We start from the raw sequence: 9355 nt of genomic DNA on the forward strand, positions 1-9355 counted from the left end.
AGGTAAAATTACCAGATTTTGCCATTTCTTCGAGTCTTCCTCTTTGTATATCCGTTAGGTGTTTAAAGGTTCTCTTAGCTGTGGTATAATTAATGACGGTCATGTAGATACACTCCTTACTTATTGGTTTCGTTGCTTTTAAGTATACCGTATCTACATGACTTTTTTTATATTTTCTTTATGCATTTCATTTTACAACTAACCCTTTTTGTATATTTTTATCTATAACTAGAATTATTGAAACACTACCTTAATTTTCCCTAGTCCAAAGGTTGTATTTTTACCAATATGAGTCCATTCCGTCAACTGTAACCAAGGAATGAACTGTTCTAAATCCCCTTCATATACTGCTTTACCAATAATTCCACCAAGCTTCATCCGCTCTTTTTGCCGATTGGAATATCGTTCCCAATCATACCAAGAAACCTCATTCCCTACTAATTTCACGTCCTCTGCTCTATTAAATAATTCTTTATAATCGACATCCAATTGCAGCCCGTTGTGGTGATAATATAACAAAGACGTAATTCGACGAACGGCAGCGCGGAAGATGATGTGGAATTCCGGTGTGTCATAGTAGTGGGATTGATATTTTAGGCGGGTAGGTGTAATAAAAAATAATTGACACCCTGATACCTGCTTTAAAACTGAAAAAATTTTTTCGCTATTTAAAATTTGACCTCCATAATGGATTTTTTCGTGGGAGTAGATTTGTTCCCGAAAATCCCCATTTTCATCTACTAAAAAGACTTGTTGCAGCTCTGCCTTTTGCCTTCCTTTTCCAAATCCTCTTTCACCCATATGATATAGAACATATATAAAATATTGGATATATTGAATTGCTTTTCCAAAAATAGTGATAGTAATACCAAATTGCTCACCTGGTGCAAAAATCAACTTATTGCTATTTTCCCCCTGAATAATAAATGGGCGAGGAATATCTTGACTACTAATAATCTTTTGATTATTTTCATGCGGTCCTGTTTCAAATATATACGCATATGGGCAATGTTCAAGGTGAATATTTTGATTTGGACAGGTACATGCTACTTCCTTAAAAACATGCCCAAATACACCACGAAAAGTAGATCCCTGATATGGCGGCAGCTGCATCCCATTTTTTCCTACTTTATAAACTGCGGCTACTTGAAGGATTTGAAACTCTTTTAAAAAACGAATAATGTTCGTGTCATTCATCCATGTTCTCTCCTATGTTAGTTAATCTTTCTCCACTCCGAATAGCTGGGATATAATCAAAGGAATTCTGATCACTAATTCTTAACTGGCGTACTAAAAATAAATACAGCCAATATTCACGACTACGATGACCCGCACCCCAATTAGACCATTTATTTTTCCATTCCTTCTCCCCTTCGTAAATCTTCACCGCTTTCTTTAACGTTGAAACATATTGATCAGTCGAGATATCCCATTTTATTTCCGACAATAATGGCAACAGAACCCCCGCTTTTTTGATTGATTTAGAGCTATTACTTTCATCAGCATACTTCTTTCCCGTCACAGTTGGTGAATGATGGTGTGCAATTGCTGTTAAAATAGCTCGCATCATATGACTATATTTTCCATCCACTTGTAACAAATAATAGGCCATCACAGCTCCTAAAATTGAATGATCTGGAAAATGTACTTTCTTTCCACTTGGATTATCTGTATGTGCTAGTGCTGTATCAAGTGAAAACATTGGGTCATATTCTAATTGTCTATTTAGGGCTTTATCTTGCCATGCCTTTTCCAGCTTCCCCATATCATGAGTTACTATAACAAACTTAATAAGCCTTTTTATATCTTCCTCAGACAAATGAAATAGTTGAGCAATCGCTTTAATGGCATATTTATTTTTAGAATAACATCTTTCTCGATAAGCCATTAAGCAAGCACGTATATGTTCCTCAATAGTATCCATTTTATAAGAATAACGTTTGATAATTTTATCGTCATTTTTTAACGGAAAACAATATGTTTCATCAGAACTAGGTTTTCCAAGTAATAGACCAACATTCTTTTCATAGGTTGCTAAGGATGGATGAATCACAATAAAATCATAAGAATGAATATCATCTACACCTTTTATATTTTGCAGAACAAGTTTATCATCTTTATCATAAACAATCTTCTTAACTTTGCCATGAAATGCAGTTGACGCTTTGTTTAATTTAGAAACAAAACCTTTCATCTTCCCCAGCGATATCGAGATAGTTTCATAGAGATACAAAGATTCATCAGTTGGAGGATTATAATGCAGTAACACCGACACATTTTGAATATCTCTTATTAGCCTACCCGCAAGACCTTTCTTATGAGTCGAATAAGCTTCTGCAATTTGTGAAGTAAAACTTTCTTCGTTTAGCTTAAGCATCACTCCGGTTTTTTTATCTATTTCACAATACAGCGTATCCATCATCTCATTGGCTCTGGCATAATCAAAACTAAATCCCAAATAAGACTGCAAATATCGCTCCGTTGCTTTGACATCATCTTTCTCATACGGAAGCCAAGGCTGATTGTTGTCAGGATAATTAATTGAATATACATGAACAGTTCCTTCTTGATTTTCAAACCTTGCATTTCGCCCAATACGTTGGAGGAAAGAACGGCCCGAGGAAACTTCTGTAAGCATGACATCTGATGAAATATCTAATCCAACTTCAATTACCTGGGTTGCAATCAATATTGCTTTTTTACGATTGCAGTTTTTCCCAAAATATTCTTTTAATTTTTTTTCAACATCTTTTCGCTCATCTGACAACAATTGGCCATGTAATAAAAAAACTTTGGTATCAATTGGATTTCTTTTTACAACATCTACATACAATGAAATTGCCCTATCTACTTGATTTACTATGACAAGCGTTTTATTTTGATGCCTTTTAAGAACCTCGCCAGCATTCAAAGTAGTCGAATGTGTAATGACTTTCCTTTTCTTCTGATATTGTGATTTAATTTGTGGTAAGTCTTCCTCCGTCACTTCAATATGTACCGCATTCAATTCCTTTGCCAAAAACTTGCGCATTTCTCTAGATAGTGTGGCTGTCATAATAGTAAACCTTGTCAATGGCATATCTACACACAGTTGTTTTAATAAATGAACGGTCGTTTGAAAGGCTAGATTTATATCTAATAAATGAAATTCATCAAAAACCAGGTAACTCCCTACCCAAGCTCCCGCATTTATATTGGACAATCGAGTTGATAGAGATAAAGGGATGGTTAATGCTCCACTGAGGGCCTGATCAATTGTTGTAAAAACGACATCACCGTCTGAAAAAAATGGATCTTTTTGCACTTCCCCTGTTTGTGTCTTTACGGTCCATTGGTTTGTTGCCTGTTCCGCTTCCTCTGCAAGGCTATGAGCTAAAGTCCTTAAAGGTAAAATATAGATTGTTTGATTCGGAAAATCAATTTCCCCGTTCAAACTCTTGCTGATATAGAAAGGTGCAAGTGCCGCTAATGTTTTTCCTGCCCCGGTCGGCGCATGCAATATCACATTCTTTCTTTTATTCAAATGGGCGTCGATAAGTTGTTTTTGAAACCCCAATGGAAAAAAGCCTTTATTATGTTTATTGCCCAATTTTCTTGTCATCATATGAAAAAGAGAATCCATTTTATCATCTGTTAAGAACAACTCTTCTATCCCCTCCGTTCATAGTATGTATAAGAGCGGGTGGAATACTTTTTTTCATAGGGTAAAACAAAAATGTTAGTCAAACGATTATTTGTTTTTTTGGCATCACTATAAATATTTAATTTATCAAAAGTGACTCCAGCTGCAAAATCATCCATTTTCTTCAACAGACCTAATTGACGAATATTAAATGTTTCATCAAGCTTTTTAGTAAAATCAGACGGCAACTGGTTTTGCTCTAAAATAGAAAACTCTTTCCATTGAAAAAAAGACCCTCTGTTCCCAAAATAATTAACATGAAGTAGTAAACGTTTAAGTTTGGGTTCATTTTGTTGAAAATGATCTATGTTTGTCCTAAAAGCAATTTCAATCGGATCTTGCAAATAGGCAAATTCACGATAACTAACAGTAGCGTTTATATTCAATCCTGCATCTCTATCCTCTTTTTTCGCTTTATCGTTATATTTCCTTATTTTTATCATCGTGTTATTAACAACAATTTTCGATGACCCTTTAATATAAACAGGCAATCCCTTTAAAAAAGATACCCACTCTTCCACACCATCTTTACCGAATACTTGTAAATATAAAGAAACCAAAGTCATTTTTATGCAAAACGGAGACGGATGTAGATAGGTGGATGCGACTACATTTGTCGCATCACTTTCCCTCAATGAAAATAAGGATACAGGTATATATTTCGCAACCAAATACATAGGAACACCTACTTTCTTACAATAGAACCCGGGGTATACCGCATTAAATCTTTAATATTTTTTGTAAATTCACTTATACTATTAAATTTCAAAAGTTCGATTGGATTTTCGCTATTTAATTCATTTAAATTGGCAGTAATCGTTGCGATTTCCTGCTCATATTGACCATTAAGTGGGCTGACGGAAGGTGCAGGTAAAGAAGAAAAGCTAACGGTGATAACCCCCTTAAAATCATGCAAATGCGGGGCTTGGGAAGCTCTCATCGCACCTTCTGTTTTTAAAAAGGTGTACAGTACGCTTTTTAACAATGCGTCATATCGTTTCTTTCTTTCCTCAGCATCCACATCATAATTTAGTGATGCTTCATTTAAGCCGATTCTTGCTGTTTCTAGATGGATAACCGTTGCATATACTCCCGTGTTAAGTGGACGGTAAAAAATATTTTGACCGGAATTTTCCGCTTTGTTTTTATCCACAATACTGGCATTGGTCGCCTTTTTTAAATGAAAATAGTTTTCTGTAAACGTTTTTTCAGGCTTTCCAACTACCCAACCAAACTCAATAATTGATTTTCGGGCAACATTTTTGTTATTAGCTGTTGCCATCATTCCTTCAATATCATCCATTACACATTTTTGGATGATAGTCTGATAAACTTCTTCATCCGGTGTATCTTTTTTATAACTGGATGTAAACTCTTTATCACTGGCAATTCGATTAGAATCAAAATTTAAGCAGCCATTGCACAGATTTAATCCCTCTTCTAAACTGATCGCATGCAGATGCTTTGCTTGAATATGCTTAAACATATCCCCAGAAATTGCATTTACTGTTGTAAGCTCTCCATCTTTATCTAGTACAGTTACTTGCCGTGTAAACGTCTGGTTTCCTTCACTGCGTTCATTATTTAAAGCATGTAAATCAAGGGATAACTCTCCTGAAATCGAAATAGAAAAAATTTCTTTTGTCATCGATCTTTCACCCTCCATTAAAGTTCTACTGTTAATTTGCTATTTTTTTCTTCTGATTCACTGCTTTGATTTTCGCTATCCTTTTCCTTTTTGGCATACCCGAAAGCAACCAGTAAATTTCCAACTAAATTGCTTCCAAACTCATCGACTAGATGGATGACGGAAGCAAGATCTTGATCAGAAATATTTTTTCTTGTACGACTGTCTTCACCTCTAGCTTTATTTGACTCAGCGACTCTTGCATTCTCACTATTAAAAGTTGCAACAAAATCGGCTAATGTCGTGATAAACTTTTCCTTGTAAGGAGCATTTTGTTTGAGCTTATGCTGCAAATCATAGTGCACCGGATATTTCCTTATACTTTTATCTTGATATTGCAAACCTAATGTTGCTTGAAAAATGGCCCTTGAAAGATTGATAAAGCCAGTATCTTCCACTATTTTTGAATATGGTTGATTACTTTTCATAATGACCTCCTGCAAAATTTTCTCGGAAAATGGTTTTAATTTTAATTTATAATTTTTTTCATAAAGAGCATTAAACACTTTAAAATGATACGCTTGAACAAAATTTAAAAAGGATTCCAGTTGTCCGGTAGATATAAAGGTAACTAACTCGTTCAGCGGCTGATCAAGATCTTGGAGAATATTCTCATCACGTCTAATTTTGTCAACTTTATCGATGATATCCGTAAATAAACGATCGTATTGTCTCAAGTCCTCTTCATTTTCAAACCTCATCCAAGCAGGTAAATGATAATACGATAAATTCATAACCGACTTGGCCTGTCCTAAATCTTTAAAATAGGCACAATATAGACCTCGAACATAATCAATTAAGTTTGGTGGAATACCTTCTTTCCTTCTCAATAAGAATCTAATGACTTCTGTGATTGTGTACATTAACGTGGAAAATTCTAAATAGGTTCTACTTGGAGCTTTAATTTTCCCCTTTATGTTGTGTACGATTGTTAAAACATCATTGCTGGCTACTTCCTGGGGATCAATAACCAGTAAGAGACAATCATAGGAATTGGTCCCTACTTTTACTAATTTTCCAACTGACCCTTGTGTGACACCAAGCATTTTAAACAATTCATCTAATACAAAACTTTGAACACCACTCGGACTTATTCCGGTTGCTCCTTGATTATTTACCCCTTTCGCTTGAACTGGATTAAAAAAAGAAAGGGCATTAACCGTAGCTTTTAGAGGTACTTTTTCCCCTGAGTTTTTTTCATATTCTTTTACTATATTTTTAAAGGTTTTTATTTTTTCATCTGTGTCAATTAGAGGAGAAGTACCTGTTTGGAAAATCCAACGATATACAACCTTTATCAATTCGGGGTCTTGTTGAAAAGCCTCGGCCATTTTATTGTGAGCAGTTAACACTTTCATCCCTTGATAAAGCGAGTAGATATGGTAGTCAGCATGTTCTTTCGGCGGCTCTTCTCCAATCCTTTTACTCTGACCTTCCAGTAAATAAGTTTGATAGACATCTCTTTTTTCCTTCTCTACTTTTAAGAAAAATGTGCTTCCGCCTGAAATTCCTTCTTCCGCAGTATTATTGATGAGTGGCATAATATACGTTGCCTCAAATGTTTCAACACTGTTTTCCCAGTTATGATATAGATCATCAGGTATTTCAATTAAAAAATGAGAAGGTGTTTGTTTAAGTAAAATTGTGCCGATATTATTTTGTCTAACTAATATACCAAGTAAATAAGCCATTCCATAGGCTTTTAAACAATCAGAATATGTATTTGCGGTTCTTTCTACCCATATATAATTCAAACTTCATCCCTCCTTTTTACCCTGACTATTACTAATTTTCGACAAAAAAATTATGAATTCCTGCTTACTTTATAAATTTTTCATTTACCTCATAAACATATCAAATTATCTAACTCATCAGAGGCAGACTGAGACAATGAAATAAAATTTGTAATTGTTTCAATCCCTAAATTTATAGGTCAAAGTTTTGTCTGTCGCCCCCATAATTTCTTCCCGGTACTCCCAGCAGTCGTACTTCATAATATTATGTTTTAATAATCATTTCAATCGTTTGTAAATAATGCATTGTTTAACTCACCACCTTAATTCTATTATTACCCTTTTATTACATATTTATACATCATACTGAACAATAAATAATATTTTTAATTAGGTGATTAATTAACAAAGAAAGTTCAATACAAATAAATAACCCCCAACGTAAGGATTTTTGTTGAGAAACCCTTTACCAATATTGGTCAGAAATCTCTTTTGTAATTATTGTTTGATAAGCCTATATTCTGGTTCTAGGGATAGATTTAACAGAAAAACATTCTCAGCTGAGACAAAACCAACAATGTTTTCTAGCCTTTTGGTTTTCTCTTGAATATTGAATGCCCTTACTTAACCATGAAATATTGATGATAACCCTTAAAATATTTCTCTTGAAATGTCTAGAAGTTCTTTTTCATTTTGTTATAAAAGCATACTACAGACTAATTTTAATCCCCTAAATTGGGTCATTAGCAATATAACCGATAACGCTGCTAAATACCGTTACAAAAGTTTGTACGTTTTAATCCCTTAAACCGGGGTATTATCAATAACAATTTGCCAAGGCGTCAATCATTCATTGAAATACTCGTTTCAATCCCCTAAATCGGGTCATTAGCAATGTAACAATACTCGCCGTCACTCCTTGCCGATAATCGTTCATGTTTCAATCCCCTAAATCGGGTCATTAGCAATGTAACATTGACTATATAATGATTCTTATATATACTATTCACTGTTTCAATCCCCTAAATCGGGTCATTAGCAATGTAACGTACCTTCCAAAATAGTGCAGAATACGTTCATCAATGTTTCAATCCCCTAAATCGGGTCATTAGCAATGTAACGATGATACTCCATAGTGTTCAAAGCCTGTACGTGGATTGGTTTCAATCCCCTAAATCGGGTCATTAGCAATGTAACAATAACAAACAGAACGCAAGAGATTTTATACAACGGAAGTTTCAATCCCCTAAATCGGGTCATTAGCAATGTAACTGGACTTTATCGATGTCAGCCATTGGAACGCTGAACAGTTTCAATCCCCTAAATCGGGTCATTAGCAATGTAACCAGGGTTGGCGCTTTCGGTTGGTGTGGTTTTATTGTGTTTCAATCCCCTAAATCGGGTCATTAGCAATGTAACAATGATTATGTTGACGCTGTGAAGCGCCGAATAACAAGTTTCAATCCCCTAAATCGGGTCATTAGCAATGTAACTTAGAAAAAGATGTTATTGATTTTTATGAATCCTTTGAGTTTCAATCCCCTAAATCGGGTCATTAGCAATGTAACAAACTTCATAATAACCCCATCTTGAATACTTCTTAAGTTTCAATCCCCTAAATCGGGTCATTAGCAATGTAACGAATTGATGACCCCAATAATCTTCATAGGTATGTCAGTTTCAATCCCCTAAATCGGGTCATTAGCAATGTAACACGTCATATACATCATATAAATGGTCGTTGATTAAGTTTCAATCCCCTAAATCGGGTCATTAGCAATGTAACATAAGCTATCAATCTATGGGCAAATACTTGAGATTTTGTTTCAATCCCCTAAATCGGGTCATTAGCAATGTAACGAATTGTTGGTATGTTAATTCCCTTTCCGCCTACACCGTTTCAATCCCCTAAATCGGGTCATTAGCAATGTAACTTCGCTAACTCTAAATACCACCAATAATCAAGTTTCGTGTTTCAATCCCCTAAATCGGGTCATTAGCAATGTAACCGCAAATATCATTAAGGCTTAAACCATTGAAAAATCTAATAGTTTGGGATATCCGATTCGCCTAAAAAGAAGCTTTTTTTCGAAGATGCATTTTCTGTAAAAAACCCTACATCTGCCTCGAAAACCATTTGTTCTATTAGAAAATCTGGCAGAACGAAATAAAATGAATAAGCTTACTAATTATTTTACCCTATTAAGAACATTTCATCAATATATATTTAAAGGGAGCTTTTTGCGATGTACT

At 34.7% G+C, this 9355-nt stretch carries 5 protein-coding genes and 1 CRISPR repeat array; all 5 genes read right to left on the reverse strand.

The window, feature by feature from the left end:
• Positions 1 to 234 precede the first annotated feature (234 nt).
• The 5 genes from cas6 to BT1A1_RS13155 all read right to left on the reverse strand — a co-directional run bounded on the left by cas6 (position 235) and on the right by BT1A1_RS13155 (position 7123).
• A complete protein-coding gene (gene cas6 / locus BT1A1_RS13135) occupies positions 235 to 1197 on the reverse strand; it encodes a CRISPR system precrRNA processing endoribonuclease RAMP protein Cas6 (RefSeq protein ID WP_034771997.1) in 963 nt (320 codons plus the stop codon).
• Positions 1190 to 3643 carry a CRISPR-associated helicase/endonuclease Cas3 gene (locus tag BT1A1_RS13140; RefSeq protein ID WP_034771998.1) on the reverse strand — a complete coding sequence of 818 codons (2454 nt, stop codon included), beginning with the start codon at positions 3641 to 3643 and terminating at the stop codon, positions 1190 to 1192. The genes cas6 and BT1A1_RS13140 overlap by 8 nt, the downstream gene beginning before the upstream one ends.
• A 5-nt stretch (positions 3644 to 3648) precedes the next feature.
• Positions 3649 to 4203, reverse strand: coding sequence for a hypothetical protein (locus BT1A1_RS13145; RefSeq protein WP_156103237.1), 555 nt, complete (start codon positions 4201 to 4203; stop codon positions 3649 to 3651).
• 164 nt (positions 4204 to 4367) lie between these two features.
• The gene (locus tag BT1A1_RS13150) at positions 4368 to 5330 is read right to left on the reverse strand and encodes a DevR family CRISPR-associated autoregulator (protein ID WP_034772002.1); all 963 of its coding nucleotides are present in this window, start codon (positions 5328 to 5330) and stop codon (positions 4368 to 4370) included.
• A gap of 17 nt (positions 5331 to 5347) precedes the next feature.
• Positions 5348 to 7123 (reverse strand): hypothetical protein, encoded by a 1776-nt coding sequence (locus BT1A1_RS13155; RefSeq protein WP_034772004.1) that lies wholly within the window; start codon positions 7121 to 7123, stop codon positions 5348 to 5350.
• 843 nt (positions 7124 to 7966) lie between these two features.
• A CRISPR array of direct repeats spans positions 7967 to 9111; the repeat unit is 37 nt; unit sequence GTTTCAATCCCCTAAATCGGGTCATTAGCAATGTAAC.
• Positions 9112 to 9355: the final 244 nt, after the last annotated feature.

It is taken from the genome of Caldibacillus thermoamylovorans, assembly GCF_000751775.1.
In the GTDB taxonomy this organism is placed as follows: domain Bacteria; phylum Bacillota; class Bacilli; order Bacillales; family Caldibacillaceae; genus Caldifermentibacillus; species Caldifermentibacillus hisashii.